This is a genomic window from Pseudoxanthomonas sp. (assembly GCF_027498035.1).
Classification (GTDB): domain Bacteria; phylum Pseudomonadota; class Gammaproteobacteria; order Xanthomonadales; family Xanthomonadaceae; genus Pseudoxanthomonas_A.
In genome coordinates, this window is sequence record NZ_CP114978.1 from 784,218 (window position 1) to 808,804 (window position 24,587).

Annotated in this window: 22 protein-coding genes; 11 read left to right on the forward strand and 11 right to left on the reverse strand. The window is 65.4% G+C overall.

Going from position 1 to position 24,587, the window contains the following annotated elements:
• The first annotated feature begins 65 nt into the window (after nt 1–65).
• Entirely contained in the window at nt 66–2,441 is a 2,376-nt protein-coding gene (ppsA, locus tag O8I58_RS03540; RefSeq protein WP_298320741.1) for a phosphoenolpyruvate synthase, read from the forward strand.
• Nucleotides 2,441–3,427, forward strand: a complete 987-nt coding sequence (locus tag O8I58_RS03545) for a mechanosensitive ion channel family protein (RefSeq protein ID WP_298320743.1) — start codon at nt 2,441–2,443, stop codon at nt 3,425–3,427. Before ppsA ends, O8I58_RS03545 begins: the two co-directional genes overlap by 1 nt.
• Nucleotides 3,428–3,478: 51 nt before the next feature.
• Here the strand turns inward: O8I58_RS03545 and orn are convergent, their stop codons facing one another.
• Nucleotides 3,479–4,051, reverse strand: coding sequence for an oligoribonuclease (orn, locus tag O8I58_RS03550; protein WP_298320745.1), 573 nt, complete (start codon nt 4,049–4,051; stop codon nt 3,479–3,481).
• A gap of 293 nt (nt 4,052–4,344) precedes the next feature.
• On the opposite strand from orn, the gene O8I58_RS03555 reads away from it, so the two are divergent.
• On the forward strand, nt 4,345–5,397 hold the full coding sequence (locus tag O8I58_RS03555; RefSeq protein ID WP_298320747.1) for an acyltransferase family protein: 1,053 nt from the start codon (nt 4,345–4,347) through the stop codon (nt 5,395–5,397).
• A 1-nt stretch (nt 5,398) separates the two neighbouring features.
• Here O8I58_RS03555 and tadA read toward each other — a convergent pair whose 3' ends face one another.
• A complete protein-coding gene (tadA, locus tag O8I58_RS03560; protein ID WP_298320749.1) occupies nt 5,399–5,923 on the reverse strand; it encodes a tRNA adenosine(34) deaminase TadA in 525 nt (174 codons plus the stop codon).
• Nucleotides 5,924–6,157: 234 nt separating this feature from the next.
• On the opposite strand from tadA, the gene O8I58_RS03565 reads away from it, so the two are divergent.
• Entirely contained in the window at nt 6,158–6,595 is a 438-nt protein-coding gene (locus O8I58_RS03565) for a DUF2753 family protein (protein ID WP_298320751.1), read from the forward strand.
• Between the two features lie 13 nt (nt 6,596–6,608).
• Nucleotides 6,609–7,220: a superoxide dismutase gene (locus O8I58_RS03570; protein ID WP_298320753.1), complete on the forward strand. Its 612-nt coding sequence runs from the start codon at nt 6,609–6,611 to the stop codon at nt 7,218–7,220.
• Nucleotides 7,221–7,351: 131 nt separating this feature from the next.
• On the opposite strand, the gene O8I58_RS03575 is transcribed toward O8I58_RS03570, so the two are convergent.
• The 6 genes from O8I58_RS03575 to O8I58_RS03600 all read right to left on the reverse strand — a co-directional run bounded on the left by O8I58_RS03575 (nt 7,352) and on the right by O8I58_RS03600 (nt 13,246).
• A complete protein-coding gene (locus O8I58_RS03575) occupies nt 7,352–8,794 on the reverse strand; it encodes a TlpA family protein disulfide reductase (protein ID WP_298320755.1) in 1,443 nt (480 codons plus the stop codon).
• Nucleotides 8,795–9,071: 277 nt separating this feature from the next.
• The gene (locus O8I58_RS03580) at nt 9,072–10,520 is read right to left on the reverse strand and encodes a hypothetical protein (protein ID WP_298320757.1); all 1,449 of its coding nucleotides are present in this window, start codon (nt 10,518–10,520) and stop codon (nt 9,072–9,074) included.
• Between the two features lie 40 nt (nt 10,521–10,560).
• Nucleotides 10,561–11,025 (reverse strand): c-type cytochrome, encoded by a 465-nt coding sequence (locus tag O8I58_RS03585; RefSeq protein ID WP_298320760.1) that lies wholly within the window; start codon nt 11,023–11,025, stop codon nt 10,561–10,563.
• Nucleotides 11,026–11,030: 5 nt separating this feature from the next.
• Nucleotides 11,031–11,453, reverse strand: a complete 423-nt coding sequence (locus O8I58_RS03590; RefSeq protein WP_298320761.1) for a hypothetical protein — start codon at nt 11,451–11,453, stop codon at nt 11,031–11,033.
• Nucleotides 11,450–11,974 (reverse strand): cytochrome b, encoded by a 525-nt coding sequence (locus O8I58_RS03595; protein ID WP_298320762.1) that lies wholly within the window; start codon nt 11,972–11,974, stop codon nt 11,450–11,452. The genes O8I58_RS03590 and O8I58_RS03595 overlap by 4 nt, the downstream gene beginning before the upstream one ends.
• 189 nt (nt 11,975–12,163) lie before the next feature.
• Nucleotides 12,164–13,246, reverse strand: coding sequence for a LysR substrate-binding domain-containing protein (locus O8I58_RS03600; protein ID WP_298320763.1), 1,083 nt, complete (start codon nt 13,244–13,246; stop codon nt 12,164–12,166).
• A gap of 549 nt (nt 13,247–13,795) precedes the next feature.
• Here O8I58_RS03600 and O8I58_RS03605 point away from each other — a divergent pair.
• The 4 genes from O8I58_RS03605 to O8I58_RS03620 all read left to right on the forward strand — a co-directional run bounded on the left by O8I58_RS03605 (nt 13,796) and on the right by O8I58_RS03620 (nt 17,193).
• On the forward strand, nt 13,796–14,377 hold the full coding sequence (locus O8I58_RS03605) for a YceI family protein (protein WP_298320765.1): 582 nt from the start codon (nt 13,796–13,798) through the stop codon (nt 14,375–14,377).
• Complete coding sequence (locus O8I58_RS03610; RefSeq protein ID WP_298320767.1) at nt 14,374–14,841, forward strand: protein-disulfide reductase DsbD domain-containing protein; 468 nt, start codon at nt 14,374–14,376, stop codon at nt 14,839–14,841. Before O8I58_RS03605 ends, O8I58_RS03610 begins: the two co-directional genes overlap by 4 nt.
• Nucleotides 14,842–14,917: 76 nt before the next feature.
• A complete protein-coding gene (locus O8I58_RS03615; protein ID WP_298320769.1) occupies nt 14,918–15,454 on the forward strand; it encodes a TlpA family protein disulfide reductase in 537 nt (178 codons plus the stop codon).
• A complete protein-coding gene (locus tag O8I58_RS03620) occupies nt 15,451–17,193 on the forward strand; it encodes a protein-disulfide reductase DsbD family protein (RefSeq protein ID WP_298320770.1) in 1,743 nt (580 codons plus the stop codon). The genes O8I58_RS03615 and O8I58_RS03620 overlap by 4 nt, the downstream gene beginning before the upstream one ends.
• A gap of 67 nt (nt 17,194–17,260) precedes the next feature.
• Here O8I58_RS03620 and O8I58_RS03625 read toward each other — a convergent pair whose 3' ends face one another.
• Both O8I58_RS03625 and O8I58_RS03630 read right to left on the reverse strand, forming a co-directional pair.
• On the reverse strand, nt 17,261–18,382 hold the full coding sequence (locus O8I58_RS03625) for an MFS transporter (protein WP_298320771.1): 1,122 nt from the start codon (nt 18,380–18,382) through the stop codon (nt 17,261–17,263).
• A 19-nt stretch (nt 18,383–18,401) separates the two neighbouring features.
• Complete coding sequence (locus tag O8I58_RS03630) at nt 18,402–20,984, reverse strand: TonB-dependent receptor plug domain-containing protein (RefSeq protein ID WP_298320772.1); 2,583 nt, start codon at nt 20,982–20,984, stop codon at nt 18,402–18,404.
• A gap of 1,033 nt (nt 20,985–22,017) precedes the next feature.
• Between O8I58_RS03630 and O8I58_RS03635 the strand changes: the two genes are divergently transcribed.
• The gene (locus O8I58_RS03635) at nt 22,018–22,995 is read left to right on the forward strand and encodes a hypothetical protein (RefSeq protein ID WP_298320774.1); all 978 of its coding nucleotides are present in this window, start codon (nt 22,018–22,020) and stop codon (nt 22,993–22,995) included.
• Between the two features lie 11 nt (nt 22,996–23,006).
• Nucleotides 23,007–23,921: a hypothetical protein gene (locus tag O8I58_RS03640; protein ID WP_298320776.1), complete on the forward strand. Its 915-nt coding sequence runs from the start codon at nt 23,007–23,009 to the stop codon at nt 23,919–23,921.
• A gap of 188 nt (nt 23,922–24,109) precedes the next feature.
• On the opposite strand, the gene O8I58_RS03645 is transcribed toward O8I58_RS03640, so the two are convergent.
• Nucleotides 24,110–24,583, reverse strand: a complete 474-nt coding sequence (locus O8I58_RS03645) for a DUF6644 family protein (protein ID WP_298320778.1) — start codon at nt 24,581–24,583, stop codon at nt 24,110–24,112.
• Nucleotides 24,584–24,587 lie beyond the last annotated feature (4 nt).

Sequence of the window (24,587 nt, forward strand, 5' to 3'; positions counted from 1 at the left end):
CCCTCTCTGGGCCGCGGTCCGACGCAATTGCGAGCGGAACCCAGGTCCCTCAAGGAGCGTAGCGCTTGAACCAGAACATCCTGTGGCTGCATGAGCTTGGCCTGTCCGACCTTGCCCGCGTCGGCGGCAAGAATTCCTCACTCGGCGAAATGATCGGCAACCTGGCCCAGCTGGGCGTTTCGGTTCCCGGCGGCTATGCGACCACGGCAGAAGCGTTCAAGGACTTCATCGCGCACAACGACCTGTCCAAGCGCATCTTCGACAAGCTGGCCACGCTGGACGTGGAAGACGTCGGCGCACTGACCGCGGCCGGCAAGGAAATCCGCACCTGGGTCATCGACGCCCCGCTGCAGCCGGAACTGGATGCCGACATCCGCAGCGCCTACAGGCAGCTGTGCGATGAGAACGGTGGCGGCGAAGTCGCCGTGGCCGTGCGTTCCTCGGCCACCGCCGAAGACCTGCCCGATGCGTCCTTCGCCGGCCAGCAGGAAACCTTCCTCAACGTGACCGGCGCCGACGACGTGGTGCACAAGGTCAAGGAAGTGTTCGCCTCGCTGTACAACGATCGCGCCATCGCCTACCGCGTCCACCACGGCTTCAAGCACGAGGACGTGTTCCTGTCCTCCGGCGTGCAGCTGATGGTGCGCTCGGACGTGGGTTCGTCCGGCGTGCTGTTCACCCTGGACACCGAGTCCGGTTTCCGCGACGTGGTCTTCGTGACCTCCTCGGTCGGCCTGGGCGAGATGGTCGTGCAGGGCGCGGTCAACCCGGATGAGTTCTACGTCTACAAGCCCAGCCTGGCTGCCGGCAAGCCGGCGATCCTGCGCCGCTCGCTGGGCAGCAAGGCGCTGCGCATGGTCTATTCGGATGTGCCCGGTGAACGCGTGCGCACCGAGGACACCCCGGCCGAACTGCGCAACACCTTCTCCATCAGCGACGAGGACGTGCAGGAACTGTCCAAGCAGGCGCTGGTGATCGAAAAGCATTACGGCCGCCCGATGGATATCGAGTGGGCCAAGGACGGCGTCAGCGGCAAGCTGTTCATCGTGCAGGCGCGCCCGGAGACGGTGAAGTCGCGCAGCAATGCCACCCAGATCGAGCGCTTCGCGCTGTCCTCGAAGGACGCCAAGGTGCTGGCCGAAGGTCGCGCCGTCGGCGCCAAGATCGGTGCCGGTGTGGCCCGCGTGGTGCGCTCGCTGGAAGACATGGACCGCGTGCAGCCGGGCGACGTGCTGTTCGCCGACATGACCGACCCCGACTGGGAGCCGGTGATGAAGCGCGCCTCGGCCATCGTCACCAACCGCGGCGGCCGCACCTGCCACGCCGCGATCATCGCGCGCGAGCTGGGCGTGCCGGCCGTGGTCGGCTCGGGCAACGCGACCTCGCTGGTGCAGGACGGCCAGGAAGTCACGGTCAGCTGCGCCGAAGGCGATACGGGCTTCATCTACGACGGCATCCTGGAATTCGAGCGCACCACCACCGACCTGGGCAACATGCCACCGGCGCCGCTGAAGATCATGATGAACGTGGCCAACCCGGAACGTGCCTTCGACTTCGGCCAGCTGCCCAACGCCGGCATCGGCCTGGCGCGCCTGGAAATGATCATCGCCAGCCACATCGGCATCCATCCCAAGGCGCTGCTGGAATACGACAAGCAGGACGCGGCCACCAAAAAGAAGATCGACGCCAAGATTGCCGGCTACGGCGCGCCGGTCGACTTCTACGTCAACCGCCTGGCTGAAGGCATCGCCACGCTGACCGCCTCGGTGGCACCGAATCCGGTGATCGTGCGCCTGTCGGACTTCAAGTCCAACGAGTACGCCAACCTGATCGGCGGCAGCAACTACGAGCCGCACGAAGAGAACCCGATGATCGGCTTCCGCGGTGCCAGTCGTTACGTCGATCCGTCCTTCACCGACGCCTTCGCGCTGGAGTGCAAGGCCGTGCTGCGCGTGCGCAACGAGATGGGCCTGGACAACCTGTGGGTCATGATCCCGTTCGTGCGTACGTTGGAAGAAGGCCGCAAGGTGGTCGAAGTGCTGGAGGCCAACGGCCTCAAGCAGGGCGAGCGCGGCCTGAAGATCATCATGATGTGCGAGCTGCCGTCCAACGCGCTGCTGGCAGATGAGTTCCTGGAGATCTTCGACGGCTTCTCGATCGGTTCCAACGACCTGACCCAGTTGACCCTGGGCCTGGACCGCGATTCATCGATCGTGGCGCACCTGTTCGACGAGCGGAACCTGGCGGTCAAGAAGCTGCTGTCGATGGCCATCAAGGCCGCACGTGCCAAGGGCAAGTACGTCGGCATCTGCGGCCAGGGCCCGTCGGATCATCCGGAACTGGCCGAATGGCTGATGCAGGAAGGCATCGAATCGGTGTCGCTGAATCCTGACACCGTGGTCGATACCTGGCTGCGCCTGGCCAAGCTCAAGGCCGCGTAATGGCGTTGGGTCTGACGAATCTGGCGGGGGCTGCAGCGACTGCTGCAGCCCAGGCCGCGGCAACCACGGCCACGGCGCCTTCTACCGCTGCAAAGGCATTTGACTGGTCCACGGTCGATTGGACGGGGTACCTGGTCAACTGGGCGGCCGCACTAGTCATCGTGCTGGTCGGCATGTGGCTGGCCAAGCGCCTGAGCGTTGCGCTGGAACGCGCGCTGTCCCGGGCGCGCGTGGAAACCACGCTGAGCAGCTTCCTGCGCAACGTGTCCTACGCAGTGCTGCTGGTGCTGGTGTTCGTCACTGCATTGACCAAGATCGGCGTTCCGGCGACCTCGCTGGCCACCGTCCTGGGTGCGGCCGGCCTGGCCGTGGGCCTGGCGTTGAAGGACTCGCTTTCCAACATCGCCTCGGGCGTGATGCTGATCGTGCTGCGTCCGATGCGCGAGGGCGACCACGTGATCGCCGGCGGGCAGGAAGGTGTGGTCGATGAGATCCGCGTGTTCCAGACCAGCCTGCGTGCGTTCGACCAGCGTGTGATCACCCTTCCCAACAGCACGATCACCACCGCACCGATCATCAACTATTCCACCCTGCCCACGCGGCGGTTGGAGCTGACGGTCGGCGTGGGCTACGGCGACGACCTCAAGCAAGCACAGGCGATCCTGCTGGAGATCGCGCAGCAGAACCCGCTGGTGCTGAAGACCCCGGCACCGTTTGTACAGGTCACCAACCTGGGCGAAAGCAGCGTGGACCTGATGCTGTTCGGCTACGCCAACAACGGTGATTTCGGTAGCGCCAAGAGCACGATGATCGAAGCGATTCGCAACCAGCTGCTGGAGAAGGGCTTGTCCATCCCCTACCCCCAGCGCGACCTGCACGTGTATCACCACGATGCCGACGGCAAGCCGCTGTCCGAACTGCTGGCCAAGTCGGTCACCGACGATGGCGACCTGGGCAAGGGCAAGCCGTTCGTGTCGGGCAGCTGATGCCCTGAACGATCAAAGAAAAAGGCGGCCTGCGGGCCGCCTTTTTTTGTCTCAGCCCGCGTCCTGCGGAAGGGCCAGCGTGGCCAGGTGGCGCCGGTAGTGGCGTAGCTCGTTGATCGAGTCATGTACATCGCTCAAGGCGGTGTGCGAGGACTGTTTCTTGACGCCTTCCAGCACCTGCGGCGCCCAGCGGCGCGCCAGTTCCTTCAGCGTGCTCACGTCCAGGTTGCGGTAGTGGAAATAGCGCTCCAGGCGCGGCATCAGCCGATGCAGGAACCGGCGATCCTGGCAGATCGAGTTGCCACTCATCGGCGAGGCGTTGTCCGGCACCCACTTCAGCAGGAAATTCACCGTCTCGGCTTCGGCCTGGCCCAGGGTGACGGTGCTAGCGACGACGCGGTCCCACAGGCCCGAACGGCGATGCTGGTTGCGATTCCACTCGTCCATGGCCTCAAGCGTGTCGAGCGAATGGGCGATGGCGAACTCCGGGCCTTCGGCCAGGATATTGAGTTGCGAATCAGTCACCACCGTGGCGATCTCCAGGATGGAGTCGTTGTCGGTATCCAGCCCCGTCATTTCCAGATCGATCCAGATCAGGTTGCTGTTATTTGGGACTGGATTCATGACTTGATGCATTCGCGCGATGGTCGTTCATCATACCGCAGGCCTTCGCTCAGGCCTGAGCTGGTAGTGTCGAGGCGGCCGATTCCGGCACCGTTGTGCGTTTCATCGGGACGAGGCGCTTGTCCTGCCATCGCGCCACCACTGCATCCTGCAGTGAACCGGACGATGACGCTACCGTGGAACCCGGCATGCAGACCCCCCCACTTCTGCAGGCTGCATCAGGCACGTCGAGCTTGTCCGCAGATCCTGTCACTCGCACTTCCACCGCCGTGGCGCGCAGGAAGAAGGAGCACATGCCTGCGCTGGATGGCCTGCGCGGGCTGGCCGCGATCTCGGTGGTGATCGCACACCTGCCGATCAAGACACAGTTCTGGGAGAGCGTGAGCTTCGGCGAATGCGGCGTGTTCCTGTTCTTCGTGCTCAGCGGCTTCCTGATGGCGCACCTGCACCTGCAGGAGCCGATCAACCGCACCAACGTGCAGCGCTTCTGCGTGGCGCGCGTGGCCCGCATCGTGCCGCTGTACTACACGATCGTACTGGCTGCGTTTGCGGTGTCGGCACTGACGCAGGCGGACTTTCACTACCGCATGGATCTGATGGGCCTGGCCCGATTGCTGGCATTCGTTGGCTCGGTCGATGTGTTCTGGTCGGTGGGGCCGGAGTTCCAGTTCTATGGGTTTTTCCTGTTGCTGTGGTGCATTCCAGGCCTGCAGGCGCGCACGCGGACGATCGCAGTGACGCTGCTGGGGGCGTTCGTGGTCGCCAGCTATGCGTCCTCGCCGTACCTGCCCGGCATCCTGTTCGTCTCCAAATTGCATATTTTCCTGGGCGGCGTCGGCATCGCCTTGCTGCGCCACTGGTGGACCACGCGCAGCCCGCCCACGGCCCGCATCATCCAGATGCTCCAGCTGCTCGCCTGCGCGGCGATCCTGGTGCTGCTACTGCCCTACCCGCGCATGCTGTTGCCGCTCTTCCCCGCGGCCGATGTTGCACAGATCAGTGGCTGGTACTACGCCGACCTGCCACGCGTCGCGCTGGCGGCGCTGATCGTGCTGGCGTTCTCCTACCGAAGCACGCTGTCAGATGCATTGCTGGGCAATGGGCCGGCCAGCGAACTGGGCCGATCCAGCTTTTCCATCTACCTGCTGCACCGGCCGGTGATCGATCTCATGACGGCGCTGCATCTGTTCGACCGCCTGAATCCCTGGGTGTCCGGCCTTGGCTGCATCCTGGCCACGGTCCTGCTGGCCTCACTGGTCAACCGCGTGCTGGAAACACCCGCGCGCCTGTGGCTGATCGGCAAGTTCAGCCCGCCACGCGCGCAGTCCCTGCCCGCGCGCCCATGAGTCAGTCCAGCAGCGGCCTGCCACGCTTGGCCCGGAAGTAATTGGTCAGGCGGCGACTGGCTTCTTCGGCCAGTACCCCACCGGTGACCTCGACCCGATGGTTATGGCGCGGGTCGCCGAGCAGGTCGAACACGCTGCCGGCCGCGCCGGTCTTGGGATCGGCCGCCGCATAGACCACCCGGGCCACGCGTGCGTGGACCATGGCCATGGCGCACATCGCGCACGGCTCGAGGGTCACATACAGCGTGCAGCCGACCAGTCGGTGGTTCTGCAGGTGCAGCCCGCCCTGGCGCATGGCGACGATCTCCGCGTGCGCGGTCGGATCGTGGTCGCAGCGGTTGCGGTTCCCGCCCTCGCCGATGCATTGGCCATCCGCATCCAGCAGCACCGCGCCGACCGGGATTTCGTCGCGCTCGTGCTGGGCGATATCGGCCAGTTCAAAGGCGCGACGCATCCACCGCGCGTCCTGCTCCAGGACATCGGCATCGGAGACGTGCGGGACAGATGGGGCGGGAGGTGATTCCATGCGGACGTGCAAACAGGATGGCAGGCGACGGCGCAATTCTAAGGCGACTCCACGATGCACGTGCCCGATGGACCCGCGTTTCACGCATCGCTGCCCGCACCGGTGGATAATGCGCACCGGAAACCCCGCTTCCCATAGCTGACGTGCAGCCCTCGGTCGCTTCATCCATGACCTGATGCTGTAGACGCAACGACGACTTCGATGCCCCGGCGGCACGTCATTGCGTACAGGTCCATGCCACAGCAGCCCAGCAACCCACTGCACCACTGGCAAGCGCTCACCCGCGCCGCCAACGAAGCGTTTGTGCAGGAGCGCCTGGGCGAGGCCATTGCCCTCTACCGGCAGGCGCTGGACGCGGCGGAGTTGTTGCTGCATGTCGCGCTGCCTGCCGATGCCGCGATCGCCGCCTACACCGTGTCGCGCCTGAACCTGGCCGAGGCATATGTCCGTGCTGGCGATACCGAACGGGCCGCCGGTGAACTGGCCGGGGTCCACCTGCACCTGCTGAAGATGGCCGCGGACCCGACCCTGGGCCAGGACTGGCGCGCCGCCGCCCTGTGCCACAGCCAGCGCAGCTATCTGGAACTGCAGCACTTTCTCCGCACCCACGAACATCCCGGCATCGCCCGGCTGCTCCAGGCATCCCACCCACCTGTTTCCACCCTGAACTGACCGGGAGCTTCCCATGCCGCATACCCTGCCCACCCTGCCCTACGCCTATGACGCGCTGGAGCCGAACATCGACACCAAGACGATGGAGATCCACCACACCAAGCACCACCAGACCTACGTGAACTCGCTCAACGCCGCGCTGGAAGGCACCGAATGGGCCGAGCTGCCAGTCGAGGAACTGGTCTCGCGCATCGGCGAGCTGCCCGACAAGATCAAGGGCGCGGTGACCAACCACGGCGGCGGTCATGCCAACCATTCGCTGTTCTGGACGGTGATGTCGCCCAAGGGCGGCGGTGCGCCCGTCGGCAACGTGGCCAAGGCCATCGACGCCGAACTCGGCGGCTTCGATGCCTTCAAGAAGGCCTTTACCCAGGCCGCCATCACCCGCTTCGGCAGCGGTTGGGCCTGGCTGGTGGTGAACAAGGACGGCACGCTCAGCGTCGAAAACAGCGCCAACCAGGACAGTCCGCTGATGCAGGGCCAGACCCCGATCCTGGGCCTGGACGTGTGGGAACACGCCTACTACCTGAAATACCAGAATCGCCGCCCCGAATACATCGACGCGTTCTACGCCGTAGTCGACTGGAACGAAGTCGAGCGTCGCTACAACGCCGCCAGGGCCTGATCGTTTCAACCAGCCCGCATACAGGAACGCCGCCCGTGAGGGCGGCGTTTTCGGTCAAGCCCGGCGCTCAGCTCATCCGGCGCCTGCGATCGCGCGACACGACCGACGCACCCTAGCAATCGGCGTGCGCCTCAGTGGCCGTCCGAGTAAGCCACGGACTGGACGGCGGGCTTGCCACTGTCGTTGTCGGTCAGGGAAGGCTGCTCGGACAGCAGCGATTCGATGGTCGAGGTGAACTCTTCCTGCAGCTTCTGGTGGTAGGCGGCGCTGGCCGGCGAGGCGAATCCCGAATGGATACGCTTGACCTTGCCATCGCGACCGACGAACACGGTTGCAGGCCAGGTGTTCAGGTTGACCAGCTGCGGCACCTTCTCCCACATCTGGGCCGGGGTACCGGCGATGAGATAGTCGTACTTCACACCGTAGTGTTCGACCAGGCGCTTCTGGCGGGAGAGATCCTGCAGCTGCTCGGGTTCTTCGAAGTCGAGGGCGACGATGGCCAGCCCCTTGTCGCGGTACTTCTTGTCCAGTTCCACCAAGTACTGGACCTCGTCGTGGCAGTTCGGGCACCAGGTGCCGGTCACCACGGCCAGGACCACCTTGCCCTTGAAGCGCGGATCATCCTGCGAGACGTTCTTGCCGGTCAGCGCATCGGGGAAGTTGAAGGCGAACTTCTCGTTCGGATCGCGGACGGTGGTGTGCGCCGCGTAATTGGCGGGCTCCGGAAAGCCCTTCTGGCGCGCCACCTGCGGGCGATAGGCCGGCGAAGTGTCCGATGCATCCGAGCCGCTGTAATCCGTTGCCACCGCGTGCGTGTCCACGGCGCGGCCGGTGCTGGTCTTGACCAACAGCGTGCCGTCGGTTTGCGGGGTCAGCGTGTAAGCGGCGAATCCGCGTGCATTGGCCTGGCTCAGCACCCATTTTCCGTCGCGATAGAAACCGTCGTACGCGCCGCCATCGCCATCCACGCGCAGGATCGAGGCGGAGGCATCCTGACCATCCTGCTGCACCAGCAGGCGCAGGCTGCTCTCGCCCTTGGTGTTGGGCGCACTCAGCGGGATCTCCCACTCGCCATTGATGTCAGGCGCCTTGGCCAGCGTGTCCTTGCGGCGCTGCACGGCAGTGAACGTGTAGGCGCTGCCCGGCACGGTCTTGCCATCCAGGTTGCGCAGGTTGCTGTCCTTGGACGACACCGCCAGGGTGCCCTTTAACTGGCCGTCGACCAGTTCCGCATGGACGGTGCGGTCGATGACGCCCAGCAGGCGCGCTTCGGCCACCGTCAGATCAATCGCAGTGTGGCCGTTGCTGGCCACCGAAGCGCTCACCTTGCCCGGCAGCGGCTTGCGATTGGAGAAGAACGCGCCCTCCAGGTCGCCGTGCTGCCCAGCTGAAAAATCCAGCCGCAGTGGAATCACCTGGCCTTTCTCGTCCACGGCCTGTGCATCCCATGCGCCGACCAGCGCATGGGTGTCCGGCACCTGCCTGGCTTGCGCGGCGAAGGCGATCGATGCGACCGCGAGCATCACGGCGGCGCTGGCCACCCGCTGCCGTGCGATGTTCCCCAACATGGTCATCTTGATTCTCCGTTGAATTCCAGCAAGTTCATGGATGAAGGCCGCCTGGCGACCGGTGGATCGGCATGCGTCAACCCACCCCTGCCGGCAACGCCGGATGGGGATTCGAATCAACGCACGCGTGAGGATTTGCTCCCACAGCCGACGTGTTCTTCCGGTCGCCTGCGGTACAAGGCGCAATGCCCTGTGAAGCTGGATTCAAGCTATCACGCGGTTTCCGGGTGCCAAATCGCGGGAATGCATATCCAGATATCCCGCGCCGTCAGCGCCTGCGGCCTCAACGTGCCGCCACCTGTGCATGACCCGTACGCAGACCGTGCGCGACGGCATAGTCCTGCCATGACCTGGGCAGGCCGCGTTTTGTTTCCAGCAGGATCTGCAGGATGTCCTTGCGTTCCTGCGGGGTCAGATAAGCGAAGTCGCCACTGTCATCGACGCCGGACAGGATCTCGAGCAGCCGGTCATACACATAGGACTTGGCAGGTTCGGGAATCTCGTCGAAGGCTTCGCTGTAGATGAGGTAGCTGCATGGATAGCGGAAAATCCGTGACTTCAGATCGAAATCGCGCAGCGACCGTCGCTGCGAATCCCACGGTCCCTTGGCGGCAAAGCTGCGTGCGAACGCCGAATCCTGCAGCTGCGCGGAGATATCGTCCAGCGGTGCCTCATTGTCGAACAGCAGGTACTTGATCAGCCTATCGGCCGGCTTGGTGTATTGCGCCTGCACCCGCTCGGGAAGCTCGACCTTGGTCGGATCGCCACCATCGGGATTGGCCTTGCTCCATTCGTACAGCGCGATGCGCGTCTTGTAATTGGTCAGGGTGATCAGGTTGTGCATCTGGGTCTGGTGGGCCAGTACCAGGTGCGCCACCGCGTCGCTCTGCGCGCTCAGGTAAGCCTTCGGATCGAAGGCCGACACCTCCAGCGCGGTGAGTTTGCGCGAGGCATCGTTGCCGTCGCTGGGCGGCACGTCCTCGGCCACCACTGAATTTGCAATCGTCTTGCCCTGCGCAATGCCCGAGACATACCAGCCGCCCCAACGCTCGCTCAGCGGGCTTTCCTGGTCGGTGATCAAAGTGCGCGAGGCCGTCGCCAGCACGCCCGCCCGGGTCGGATACACCGACTGCAGCAGGACCCCAGGCACACCACGCGTACCAGCTGCGATATGGCATTGGGTGCAGTCCAGCTCGGCGCGTTCGAAGCGCGGACGTTCGCCCTTCTTCTCGTCAAGCAGATAGAAGATCGCGCCCTGCATCGGATCGAAGGAGACCAGCTCGATCGCCTTGCCGTCATGCACCGCACCGACGTAGACATCGTCGTTGTAATAGAGCGCGCGTGGATGCTCAGGTGCGATCTTGGTGTACTGGAAGCTGGTCTTGGAGAACACCAGGGTCTGCGAATCGTATGGAATATCCAGCAGCTTCAGCACCGATCGCAGGTAGCCGTGGCCGGGCTCGTAATCCAGCGCGACCTTGCCGGCTTCCAGCTGCTTTTCGAGCTTGGCCACCGGATCGTTGAGCGGCGCGGTCCGGTAGTTGATCGGCTCACCGCTGAACGGCACGAAGCCCTGGTTGGTCACCGCGATCTGCGCGCCGGCATCAGTGAGCGCCAGGCTGCCCAGCGCCACCACCAGGGCGGTTGCCAGGACCGAGGCACCCAACCGGGTCAGGCGTGCGGGCGGAGACGGCTTCGATACGTCTGCCGCGGTTTCGCGACTGTGCTGCATGGGGGGCTCCGTGGGCGAAGTCTTGGTCGCTTGCGACTGGCTATTCGGGTGCGGACGGCTTGGCCTGGCCGCGATGGCATCCGACGCACTCAAAGGGTTCGGCGTAACGCCGGTCGCCCAGCCTGGCCAGATACGTGTCGTTGATCTGATCGGTCATCTGGATCATCGTCCGCGCACGCTCCTTGACCGGGTTGTGATCGGTCGCGTAGTCGACATCGCCGGTGTCGCGATCCTTGTCGTGGCAGTAGCTGCACTCCACGCCCAGCTGCTCGCGATACGCACGCATGCGCTTGCGCAGGTCACGACGGGAGATGTCCCTGGGCAGCACTTTCAGGTTCTGGGGCGTGTAGTCCTCTGCCAGGTCATCGGCCGCGGCCTGCACATTGGCGGCATGGCCGGCAGCGAGCGGCGGCCCCAGCAACAGGATGGGAAGTGCGATGACCACGCCCCACCGCCAGCGCCTGAGCCGCGGTGAAGCGCCGGTGGTGATGTCTCGATCTGCCATGCGCACTAGGGGTTGTATCTGGAATGGCAGCTTTTGCAGGACGCCGACAATGCCTGGTAGGCCGTCGCCGCTGCCGGCCAATCTCCAGCAGCAGATGAGCTCCCCAGCTGTGCGGAGAGCGCCTGGGCTTTGCGTGCGAACCCCACTGCGTCCTTCGTGGCTGGATCCCTGGCGTAGAACGCTTCGACCTGCGCCAGAAGCGCCTGCAGCTTGGTGGCCGCTGCACCGGTGCGCGCGGCATCCTGCCTGGCCAGCTGCTGCTTCAGTGCGGCATGCAGGTCGTCGATGTCGTACATGAGGTCTTCATCGATCGTCTCGACCGCCAGCGCCGGTGCGGCCAGGCTGGCGACCAGCAGGCCAAGCAGCGCGGCATGGCGGATTACCGACCGCCGCCCGTTGTCGACGCGCCACCAAACCCGCGCACTCACTGCCGGGCCCCGCCAAACGACATCGTCGCCAACACCCGCTCCTTGCGCACGTAGTGATGCCAGAGCGCGAAGCCCGCATGGCCGGCGACCAGCGCAAGAAACAGATACTGGGCGACCAGATGGAATTGCCTGGCGAGCTGTCGCGCGTCTTCACTGACGGGAAGCGGCGGCAGTTGGACCAGCCAGAACAGATCCAGTGGCTTGCTGTTGAAGACCAGCCCGCTGACCGGCATCGCCAGCAGCACCGCATACAGCAGGTAATGCCCTGCGCGGGCGGCGTGATCCAGCGGGACATTCGCCTGCGCCGGACGCGGCGTACGCCAGCGGACGAGCAGCCGCGCAACTGTCAGCAGCAGGACCAGGATGCCGAGCGACTTGTGCAGCGTCATCACGTTGCGCCGACTGCCCAGCATGCTTCGGTAGAACTCGTCCGCATACGGAAGGCTCACGAGCACGGCGACCAGCAGGAACGTGGCCCAGTGAAGGAAAACCTGAGAGGAACGGTAGCGATGCGTTTGCATTAATTGGTGCGCGACGGCGGTTCCTGATGGCGGCTGGAGTGTAGCGACGGACCTCCGCGCACCTGCCAAATCATTCAACATAAGCTCATGCCGCGCGCTGTCTTCCTTGCGAAGAAACACACATGCACACGGGCATCCGCAGTACGTCGCCAGCAGCGGCGGCGCGGAAAAATCCGCCAGCACCAGGCGTCAGCAGCTGACGCCGGAAGGCGCTTCCAAACGGTGCCGGCCAGGGGAGTCGCCCAACCCCGCGCCAGACCCTTCGTCCGCCTTCGGCGGTTCCCAATCGGGGATCTCCGGCGACTTGCCGATGCGCGTCCCGCGCAATCGCGCCGACAGCGCCGTGGTCGAGAGATGCGGCGCGAGCAGGTGAACCAGTGACTCCACGCAGTCACGCAGCGGACGGTCGCCGGGCACGATCATCCAGGTCGTTCCACCATCGATCTGCTCCGGCGCGGGAAGCTGCAGCAGGTCGTCGTCCGATTCGACGATCGTGACCTGCGGCAGGATGCCAACACCGGCGCCATTGCGCACGTAGGCCTTCACCAGGTCGGCGTTCGGCGTGCTGATCGACAGTTGCGGCTGCAGGGCGTGACCTTGATAGGCACGCTGCAGGAAGGACGGCACACGATTGGCGGACGCATGCCCGATGAGGGGATGCTCGATCAAGTCGGACAACGTGGGTGGCCTGCCGAGACGCGCCAACGGATGCCCCGGCAACACGACCAGGCTTCGCTTCCACCGGTAGATCGGGATGGCGATTTCCGCGACCGGCGCTTCGCCGGAGGTGCTATGGATGATGAGGTCGGCGCGCAGTCCAGCGACTCGGCCTTTGCGCCTGGGCACTGGTTCCTGCAGCACGAGCGATAGCCTGGGATACAGGCGGCGCAGCGCGGCCAGCGGTGCGGGCAATAAATACCTGGCCTGGGTATGCGTGGCCGCGATCACCAGTGCGCCTGCCTGTCCTGCATCCTCGTACGCACCGGAATCACGGATCGACGCCACCCCATCCAGCACCGTCCGCGCGCGCCTGACCACGCCTGCCCCGGTCCTGGTCAGCGCTTCGAGCGCGCGCCCGCGACGCAGCACCAGGTTCAGGCCGAGCTCCTGTTCGATCTGCTTGATATGCCCCAGCAGAGCGCGTTGGGAAACACCGGCGTGGATCGCCGCGAGATCCAGTCTCAGGTCGGCATCAGCGATGGCGACCAGGCATTGCAACTGCACCAGATTCATGGAAGACCTCCCCCATGCGCTCGCCGAACACCCGGGCATGCGCTTGCCGATGCCAGCCGTTCTGCTTGGCTTGAATTGAACCAGCGACCTTGATCCACGAACTCGATTCCCCACTCCCGGTTACGAAGCCTGTTTCCGGTTCGGATGCCCCCTGCATGCGATGTCCAAACCGCGCCCGAAGGCTTGGCCGGAGTAAACAGGCGCGTTCATGTGCGGGCAAATGTCCGTTGCTCATGTGGAGATAGCAGGTGCTGAATGACCGGGCCGGGTGAACCCCGCTCCGACGGTGCGCGGCAATGTGCGTTGCACGGCATTTCATATATGCAGATAACGAGCCGTTCGAACGCGCCTCGAATTTTTCGTCATCCGGCGCGCAACAATCATCGCCGGTGCCACGCATGATGGCGCGGCATGCGGAAGCATCACCTGCCCTACGAACCTGCAGTGGCAGCTCCGCTCGCTGCGTTGTCATGTGCATCGCTTATGCAACGCCACCGCATCTGCCACCGGTGCCGCCCAGGCGCGCCGTTGGCGACTCCCTGCATCAGCCCCGTGCCGATGCAACTCCCTGCAATCGTGAGGAATTCCATGCGTTCTCTGCTTTCACTGGGCCTGGCCCTGTCTGCGCTGGCTGCCGCTCCCGTCGTCGCCGCGCCCGCGACCTACCAGCTCGATCCCACGCATACCGACGTGTTGTTCACCTGGAATCACAACGGTTTCTCGTTCCCGACCGGGCGCGCTGCGATCGGTACAGGCACGCTGGTGTTCGACGACGCCAATCCGAAGGCATCGCACGTCGAGGTCACCTTGCCCCTAGCCCAGGTCGAGACACATGTGCCCAAGCTCAACGATGTGCTCAAAAGCGAGAAGCTGTTCGACGTAGCCAAGTATCCGGAAGCCAGCTTCCGCAGCACTGCGGTCAAGGCGACGGGCAAGGGCAAGTACGAGATCACCGGCGATCTGAGCCTGCATGGCGTCACCAGGCCGGTGGTGCTGGATGCCACCTTGAACAAGATCGGCGAACACCCCAGCCGCAAGGTGCCGACGGTAGGCTTCAACGCGACCGCGACGATCAAGCGCAGCGAATTCGGCATTGAGTCGTTCCTTCCCAATATCGCCGACGAAGTGAAGCTGCACATCACCAGCGAGGCCTCGGAGGCCACGCAGTGAAGCCAGCGGCAGGCATGGCCGCGGCCGCGTTGCTGCTTGGGTCCTGCATCGCCCAGGCGCAACTGCCCGGCGCGGCGCCGGGCGATGCGAAGGTGGTCTTCGCGCCCCGCATCGCATCGACGCCGGATGGCGGACGCGAGTTGGTGCTCGATGCCAGCATCGCCGAAGGCTGGGTGCTGTATGCATCGGATTTCGAACAGCCGGACGTGGGTCCGCAGGTCGCACGGCTGACCGCGAAGGACGGCACGGCGACCGATGGCGCGCTCGCTTCGGTCGCTGCCAAGGAAGGGCACGGCTCCAACTTCGCCGGCGACTACCGCTACACCTACTTCACCGACAAGGGGCAGTTCCGGCAGCGACTGGCGAGCCGGGATGGACCGGTCAACGCGGAGATCCGCGCGCAGGCGTGCTTCGAGGAAAGCGGCCTGTGCGAACTGGTCCGCCAGCGCATCGCAGTGCGCTGAACGCGACCGCCAGCGACTCGTCCACCACGCCTGCACGGCGCTGCCGGCACCGACGTCCTTCTTCGCAAGCCTCAACATGACATTGCCACACTTCAAATTTTCGCTGACCGTGCTCGCACTGATCGGGGCGTCGCTGCTCAGCCACGCCGTCACCGCCAGCGCCGTGCAACCGGCGGCGACGCTCCAGCAGGCGCCATCGCTGCGCCTGCCTGACCTGGCGGGCGTGCCACGGGACTTGAGCCAATGGCGGGGACGCCCGGTGCTGCTCAACTACTGGGCCACCTGGTGCGGTCCGTGCCTGAAGGAACTGCCGGAACTGGAAGCTTTTTCCAGGACGCAGGCAGCGCGGCCGGGCGGCATCCAACTGGTGGGCGTCGCCCAGGACGACGCACAGCCCGCTGCCGCCCTGGCCAAGCGCCTGGCGCTGAGCTACCCGCAACTCGTCGAAGCAGACGGTCCGCCCGGAAGCGCGGCGGCATTTGGCAACCCGGATGGCACGCTGCCCTTCTCGGTGCTGATCGACGCACGGGGCCGGGTCCTCAAGATCCACCATGGCCCGCTTGATGCCTCCGAACTCGCGCGCCTGTCGGCGTTGGTCGAGGCATCGCGATGACGCACCTGAAGTTGCTCCTGGCGCTGGCCCTGCTGTCATGCGCCGCGCGTTTGCCTGCCGCAGAGACCGACAGCCTGCTTCCGGTCGACCAGGCCTTCAGCCTGCAGCGACAGGTCCTGCCCGATGGCCAGGTGAACCTGCGCTGGAACATCGCGCCAGGCTATTACCTGTATCGCCATCGCACGCGTGTCACCGCGCCGGAGGGCCGCCTGGACCTGCCCGAGGGCGAGCATCACGACGATCCGTACTTCGGCCCGGTCCAGACCTATCGCGGCCAGCTGCAGGCCCAGTGGCATCCGGTGCAACGTGGCGCGGCCACGCTGGATCTCCAGTACCAGGGTTGTGCCGACGCAGGCGTCTGCTATCCGCCGCAACGTCGCCAGGTCGCTTTGCAGGGCGCGGCTGACTGGACCATCGTCCGCGGTGCCGCGACCACCACCGCAGCCGCAGATGCGTCCGCCACATCCACTGGACCGGCAGCCACACCTGTTGTTACCGCAAGCGCCGGCAAGGAAGCAGCTCCGGCCGACCGTCCGGGTTCGCAGCTGGACGCCACCTTCTGGCTGGCCATCGGCCTGGCGCTGCTGGGCGGCCTGGTCCTCAACCTGATGCCGTGCGTCCTGCCGATCCTGTCGTTGAAGGTCCTCAGCCTGGCCAACAGCGGCGCCAGTCCCGGGCGCGCACGCGCGCATGCGCTGTCGTACACCGGCGGCGTGCTGGTCTCGTTCGCATTGGCAGGCATCGCGGTGCTGTCGCTGCGCGCATTCGGCCACGGCGTCGGCTGGGGCGCACAACTGCAGCAGCCGCTGGTCGTGGCCGGGCTGGCCTATCTGATGGTCGCCCTGGGCCTGGGACTCTCCGGCGTTTACACACCGAGCGGCGCGTTCGCCGGTGCCGGCCAGGGCCTGGCCAGCAAGCCAGGCCTGGCTGGCGATTTCTTCACCGGCGTGCTGGCCTGCGTGGTCGCCAGCCCTTGCGTGGCACCGTTCATGGGCACGGCACTGGCCTATGCGTTCGTGGCCCCACCGACGCTGGCACTACTGGTGTTCCTGGCGCTGGGACTGGGCCTGGCGCTGCCGTTCCTGCTGGTCGGCATCGTCCCTGCGTTCGCCCGGTTCCTGCCGCGACCGGGCGCATGGATGGACACGCTCAAGCAGGTCCTGGCCTATCCTCTCTACCTCACCGCCGCCTGGCTGCTCTGGGTCCTGGGCAAGCAGCGCGGCGTGGACGCGCTGGTCCTGGTGCTCGGTGGCAGCATCATGCTGGCGGCGGGCCTGTGGTGGTTCGAACGCCATCGCTGGCAAGGGCGCACCACGTTCGCGGTTTCAGGATTGCTGGTTGCCGTCGCCGCGCTTGCGCCGCTGTGGATCGTGGCCTACAGCCAGCCCGCGAACACCAGCCGTGTCGTGTCCGATGACGCCTACACCCCACAACGCCTGCAGCAACTGCGCGACGAACGCCGCACGGTGTTCGTCAACATGACCGCCGACTGGTGCGTGACCTGCAAGGCCAACGAACACGCAGTGCTCGACACCAGCGCCTTCAAGACCTTGCTGCAGCAGACCGGCACCGTCGCGTTGCGCGGCGACTGGACCAGTGGCGATCCGGCCATTACCCGCTTCCTGGATGAACACGGCGCGGTCGGCGTCCCACTGTACGTCGTCTATCGCCCCGGACAACCACCACGCGTGTTGTCCGGGCTGCTCAACCAGGACCGCCTGGCCAGCGCGCTGCGCTGAAGCCCTGCCCTCCGCCACCGCATGCGCGCGGACCATGCCCGCGTGCCACGGCAGCCCTGGTGCCAGCTCACCCCGGCCTTCGCGCTTCCATCAGGAGGAATCCGCCTGCCGCGAGCGCGACCACGCCGGCCAGGCCAAACATCGGCAACAGCGCTTGCGAGGCGCCCACCAGCACGGGGCCGACGATGCTGCCGACTGTATAGGCCAGCGCGATCGCGGTCATTGCCGGCGAGACCTGATGCATTCCGGCCCGCTTGCCGGCTTCGATGACGGCAAGCGTGTTGGCCCCACCCACGGCCCCGCCCCATAGGAACAGCACCACAGCCAACAGGCCTGCATGCGCGGTGCAGAACGGAATGGCGACCGCGCCGCCCAGTACGACCGACCCGATGAGGCGCTGCGCGATGCGATCACCGTATCCGTCCGCCAGCCAGCCGACCGGAACCTGCAGCAGCGTGCCGCCCAACCCGAATCCAAACAGGACCGCAGCCGCGCCCAGTGCCCAGTTGGCCTGCTGCGCCATCAGCGGAAGGAACGAGATCGCGGAGGTTTCGGCCAGGCCGGCGAGCGCCCCGGCCGCCATGAGCATTCGCAACCCGCCACCGCGCGCCGCATGGGCCGGCATTGCGGAGACCTCCGTGCGTATTCGCACATCGGCACGCCATAGCGCCAGCAACAGCAATGCACTTATCGCCAGCAGCGCCGCACAGACCAGCAGCGGCACCCGGCTCACTGCCAGCACGATGGGACCAGCGGCGATGCCACAGCCCATGAAGGTCTCGTGCATGCCGATCGCGCGCCCCCGGATCTCGGCCGGTGCAACCGCAGTGATCCAGGTATCGCAGGCGATCCAGCGCAGGATGAGTCCAAGGCCGGAGATGAAGTTCAGCCCGAACAGCGCCAGCGGATCGGCTACGGATGCCATCCCGAACAACGGCAGCGCGGACAACGCGAGCCCGGCCAGGGTCGATGTCACGAATCCCGCGCGGTTCAACACCGCCGGGACGCCGCGCCCGAAGATCAGAATCGCGACCCACGGTGCGGCAGCGACGCATCCGATGCTGGTTGGCGAGGCGCCCGCCGCTTCAAGCCGCAAGGCCAGCGCGGGAGGCACGGTGCCGATCTGCACCGTCTGCGCCAGGAATGACACCGCGTTGATCAGGGCCAGATGACGCCAGGACGTTCGCATGACGCCGCCGGGATCCGCATCAGAAGGCAAAGCTGATCCGGCCGTACCAATAGGCGCCTACCGTGCTGACGCGGTCGGCGGTGTTATAGACCTCCTGCCAGGCAGCGAGGCTCGATGCTGTCAGCGCCTGGTCCGGCTGGAAGCGGGTCTTCTCGTTGAACAGGTTGTCCACGCCCAGTCCCACGCTCCAGCCGCCGCCCACGTCGTAGCTGCCGCTGATGCTGGTCAACAGGCGTGGATCGATCTGGTACTTGTAGCCGTTGCTGAGCTGCCTGAGTGGACCGAAGTACTGGAAATTGAGGTTCAACCCCAGCGCACCGCGGTTCCAGCCGATGCCTGCCACCTGTGTGTAGGCAGGCGAGCCGTAGCGCAGGCTGTATTCGGTGCTCTGGGTCAGCAGCGAGAGGTTGGGCAGTGCCTGCAACGCCTGGGGAACCTGCGCGACCTTGGTGATCTCGGTCCTGCTGGCGTTGATCGCGTAGTTGTAGCGGAAACGTCCCCAACGGGTGTCCTGGCTGGCTTCCAGGGTCAGCTCCACGCCGCGCGTGCGCGTATCGCCGATGTTGGTGAAGTACTTGACGAAGTACGCCTGGCCATCGGGAATGGTCACACCGGCATTGGCCAGCAACGCATCGATGGCCGCCTTCTGGTCCGCCGTCAGCACCGCACCGCTGTAGTCGGTGACCGCATCGGGATTGGCGGCGTTGTAGCCGACATAGCTGGAGGCTCCCAGTTGGTCGCGCACGTCGATCTGGTAGAAATCCACCGCCGCATGAAAGCCCTGATTCGGGTCATAGGTGAAGCCAACGCTGTAGTTGTTGGCCTTTTCCGGCTGCAGCGGCACCGCACCGAGTGCACGGGCGGCGGCCGAATTGACCGACGCGGTCAGATAGCTCGCCGTGGGCGAATTACTGGTCACCTGGTAGTACTGCGCAGCCAGGCTGGGCGCATGGAAGCCGTTGCTGACCGTGGCGCGCACGCCGAAGCTGTCGCTCACGTCGAACCGGGTGGAAATGCGGCCAGTGGAAACATCGCCGAAGTCGGAGTGGTCCTCGTAGCGGCCGGCCAGGTCCAGGAACCAGCGACGTGTCACGTTGGCCGAGGCGCCCACGTAGACCGCCTTGCTGTTGCGCGTGGCCCGTGCCGAATCCGCCGGCTGGAAGCCGATGAAGGCCGAGGCGCCGGAGCCGTAATAGGACTCCCATTGCCCTGGAGAACGGGCATAGCGCTCGTACTGGTATTCCAACCCAGCACTGAAATCCAGTGGCGAATCCAGGAACCCCACTTCAAACGCACGGCGTGCATCGAAGTTGCCGATGTACTGCTGGTAGTCGACCTTGCCATCGTAGAAGTCGGTAGGGCTGCCCGGATAGGTCAGGCTGTAGTTGACCGAATCGCGCGTGTAGGTGCGGATGGTGTCGCGGTTGCCGGTCACGCTGGCATCCAGACTCCATGCACCGAAGCTGCCTTTGATGCCCGTGGTCCCGGTGTATTCCTGTTCCTTGGTCTGGATCACCGGTGCGAAGCCATCCGGCCAGACCGACAGTGCGCCGGCGTTGTTGCTGAACACCGTATTGGGCAGGCGGAAGTTCTGGATCGCCTCGGCGGTGCGGTCGCTGACGGTTGCGGTGGCGTAGAAATCCAGCGCATCGGAGAGGCTGCGGCCAGCATTGAGCGACAGCGATTTCAGGTCGTACGCGGGCGAGCTGTAGATGGTCTGCGCCTGTGCGTTGCGCGTTGCTTCGGCGGGGTTTGCCGTGGTGCCGGCAGGCAAGGTGTTGTTTGCGCCCAGCTTGACCAGGTTGCCGCTGCCGTCCACCGCCGGATAGCTCAGATAGCCATCGCGGTAGGCCAACGACCGGATGGCATGCTCCTGGTTGGTGACCTCCGCAGCGATGTCGAGGAATCCATCCTGTCCCCAGGGCAGGCCGAGGTTGGCGCGCAGCGTGGTCCGTGCGCCGTCACCCGCAGTGCTCTGGCCGCTTTCCACCGAAACACCACCGCCGCGCGATTGCGATTTGAGGATGACGTTGATCACGCCGGCAATCGCGTCCGATCCGTAGATCGCGGATGCGCCATCGCGCAGCACTTCGACGTGGTCGATCGCCGATACCGGGATCAACGCCAGGTCGGTCCAGGCATGGCCGGCGAAGGTCCCCGAGCTGGCATAGGCACTGGTGTTACGGCGTTTGCCATTGACCAGCACCAGCGTGTAGCCCGGCGAGAGGTTGCGCAGGCGGTAGCCGCGAATCAGGCTCTCCTGGTCACCCTGGTAGCCACCGTTCTGGCTCAGCGAAGGCAGCGCGTACTGCAACGCTTCCAGCAGGCTGCCCTTGCCCGTCGCGGCCAGGTCTTGCGCGCTCACCACGTCGATGGGCGTCGAGCTGTTCTTGACCGTGCGCGTGCTGCTGCGCGAGCCGGTCACCAGCACCGCATCCAGGGTCGATGCAGCGGTATTCGAACCGTCGGGCGATGGCCCGGAACCGGATCTGCTTTCCTGGGCCGGGCTGGACCAGGCAGCGACCATCGCCCCGAGCAGCGAGGCCAGAGGAAGGATGCGGGGCGATGTCTTTGCAGCGTTGCGGACAGTGCTGTGCTTCATGGAGGCAAGGATCCGAGTCGGTGGATTTGGACGACGCAGTCGCCAACGCTGCCGGCTGACGCCGGCACCAGTGACTGCACGTGGAGTTGCTCCGGTCCCCGCCCGTGACCACTCCCGCAAGACGCCCGCGGAGTCGATCAATCCAGGCGTGACACCCATCTGCCAGCGGTGCCTGCGTCCACCCCCAATCCGTGGAAGTACTCGAAATGCATCCAGTGTGTTCCGGCCCCATCGCTCGCGGACAGGTGCCGTCATGCCGTGGGCGAACGCGTGACCGCCCTCGCCCCTCGCCTGCCCTGGCGACCACCCTTCAGGGCTAGCACGTTGTCGCGTCCATTCGCGGCTGCATGCCGGGACTGCCGCCATCGGTTCCCACAGCCGATGGCGGCAGCCCTGCACACAGCCAATCCCGCTGTACCCATGTCCTTGCCACCTGGCCGATCAGATGACGCAAACGAAAGGCAGCGTTTTTATGACGCAGTTGCCTGGCCTCGTCTACGCCCGATCGTGCGTTTCTCCATAGCCGTCGGTTCTACGCTCATATGCATCCACGTCGGAGTCGCACCGTCGCGTGCAGTCCTTTCGTGGAGCACGCATAAAAATGGCGCGCGACGGAGACGCATCCGTCGCGCGCCAACGAGTCTCGTGACCGGTGAATCCGAGAATCTCTGAAAACGCGGGCATCCAGTCGGTCGCGCTGGCCGGCCGTGGGAGGGCCCGGCCGGCCAGCGCAACGCGCCTGTGCAGGCTCCCTTCTGATGAGCCCGGCTCCAATAAACGAATCCGCGCTGTCATTGGCAAATTCCACGCATGCATGTACTGATTCCCGCCGCGTGCTGGACGGTGGCCGAACGCAACGGACACCTCCTTCGATCTGCATATGGGGATAAACATTGCGAATAAGGAATCGGCCACTGCAGTCGCCCCGTCGAATCCGTTCGCTCCTAAAGTTGACTGGCAGGACAGCCTGAAGGAGGACGCCTCCCAGGTGCGCGATGCCCTCCTTCAATCACCAGCGATCCGAATGATCTCCATGCGCTCCCGCACCCTCGTCCTGATGATCGCCGCCTCGTCCCTGCCCGCCCATGCGCAGTATCGGGACGAGGCAAAACCCGATGGCATCACCGCACGTTCCGAGCAGCTTTGGCTTGGCCAGCCCTACACGGGACAGGTGGTCGCGACGCCACGCGGCGCCGATGGCCATCCTTCGCTCAGCGGCACCTGGCAGTTACTGCACGAGGACGGAAAGCCCGACGGCAACCTCGGCAAGGATCTCCCGCACTTCGCCCTGCCGTACACCGCACAAGGGCGCGAACAGCTGGCGGCCAACGACAAGGTCGTTGACCCTGAAGCGCGCTGCATCATCACCGGCATTCCACGCGCACTGACCGGCGTGCTTCCGTTCGAGATCATCCATACGCCCAAACGCCTGGCGACGCTTCATCAGCTCGGTTGGCATCGCTGGGTCTGGCTGGACGGACGGCCGCTGGCCCAGGATCCCGATCCGCGCTTCAGCGGCAACGGCGTCGGGCATTGGGAAGGCAACACCCTGGTGATCCAGTCCAACGCCTTCCACGACAGCAGCGACGGCAACGCATGGCTGGACGACAACGGCAACCCAATCAGCAGCAAGGCGCTCCTGACCGAGCGCTGGACCCGGCCTGACCGCAACCACCTCACGCTCGAACTGAACTACAGCGACCCGGTCTACTACAGCGCGCCGGTGCGCTATACGCGCCACTTCGTGCTGAGCGCGCAGGAACACCTGCGCGAGTTTTCCTGCGAGTGGAACAGCTGGTGGGTGACCAACAACCTCGAGCCAGGGCCCGGAAGGATCGGTGCCAATGGCAATCGCGGCTTTGGCCCTGACAACCAGATCGTGCCGGACTACCCACTGGGTTCGGTGCTGGACGATTCGCGCGGCACCGACTACTGGCTCTACAGGAAGAACAAGCCCAAGCCTTCCGACCTGCCCCCAACGCCAGCCAACGCTCCGGTGCGCACCCAGTGAACGGATCCACCATGTCCCAACGCACCCGCATCCGCATCAAGCGCGGCCTCGCCACGGCAGTGCTGCTTGCCCTCGCCGTCCAGCTGCACGCGCAGACCAAGGACCCAAGCGGACGGGCGACGCCTGCCGATGCCTCCGATGAAGACCTGTTCAAGCCACTGGACTACAAGGGACCACCGCTGCCATCGCCGCGGCTCGCCAACGGCAAGCCCGACCTGAGTGGCTTCTGGCAGGGCCAGCGCACGCCCGGCGTGCCTGGCGGCAACCACGGCAAGGACCAGCCCGGTTTCATCCTGCCCTATAGCGAAACCGGCAAGCGCGCCCTGATCCACAGCCAGAACCACCAGCGCGACCCGGAAGCCATCTGCCTGCCCGGTGGCATTCCACGTCACAACGCCAGCGGCCTGCCGTTCGAGGTCCTCAGTACCCCGGAGACCTTCGCCACGTTCTACCACTACACCACGCGACGGGTCGCCAGCATCGGACCCAGGCGCGCGTTACCGGCCAACCCGACGCCCACCTACTTCGGCACCAACGTGGCCTACTGGGACGGTGACACGCTGGTGATCGAGACCAGCGGCCTGCGCGACTCGTCCATCGACCAGGTCTGGCTCGACGAGAACGGCAACCCGACCAGCAACCAGACCCGGGTGACCGAACGCTGGACGCGCCCGGACTATCACCACCTGACCCTGGTCGAGACGGTCGACGATCCGAAGTACTACCGCGAACCCTTCCAGTTCACCCGGACCTGGAACTACGCAGGCGATGGCCGTGGCCTGGGCGAATACGCGTGCAACGAGAACAACCTCGATGCCGATCATCTCGGACCCGGCGCTGGCGTGATCGGGCCGGACGGCAATCGCGGCTTCGGCTACGACGTGCCGCTGCCGGAAAACCCGCCAGGCCCGGAAGCCTACGAATAGGGAGAAGGTTCGCCCTCTCCCCGACGCCCGGCATGCCGCCTGTACAACGCAGGGCCGCAACACTGACTTCCCGCAATGCCCGGGGCAGCAATCGCGTGCCGCGGACCTGGCATCGGCTGCACGAGGATTCCGCGTATCTCCCAGCGGCCTGCCGAACGGGCGCGGCCAATGCCGACCGGCTAAGGCAGCTAGAGCAGTCCGACCACGCGCCCTGCCGCGGCGGTGGAGATCCAGAGCAGCGCCGTCACGGCGGCGACCACCTTGGCGCCAACGCGTGGAGTGGCCTGGGCGCGCGCGAGGCGGTGGACGAGGTGCTGCAGGACCAGCGCGGTCAACAGCAATGCCGCCTTCGCGCGAAAGGCCGGGTTGACGTAGTACTTCAACGGATCGGCAATCAGCAGCCAGCCACCGCTCAGGACCACGATTGCCAGTCCGCTCCACAACCACGGACGCAACTCGCCGACCACCTGGGCCGGCGTTGCACTGCGTACGCCGATCCCCAGCACGCGCAGGTCAGTCAGCAGCGCCGTTCCGCCCAGCAAGGCGATGCCCGCCAGGTGCGCGGCCATGAAGCCGCCGAAAAAAAGGTAATGGGCTTCGTTGAATGTCTGGCTGATCGCCGTGTGCGACAGCCATTCGAACAAGGCATGCGGTGAGGCCATTGGC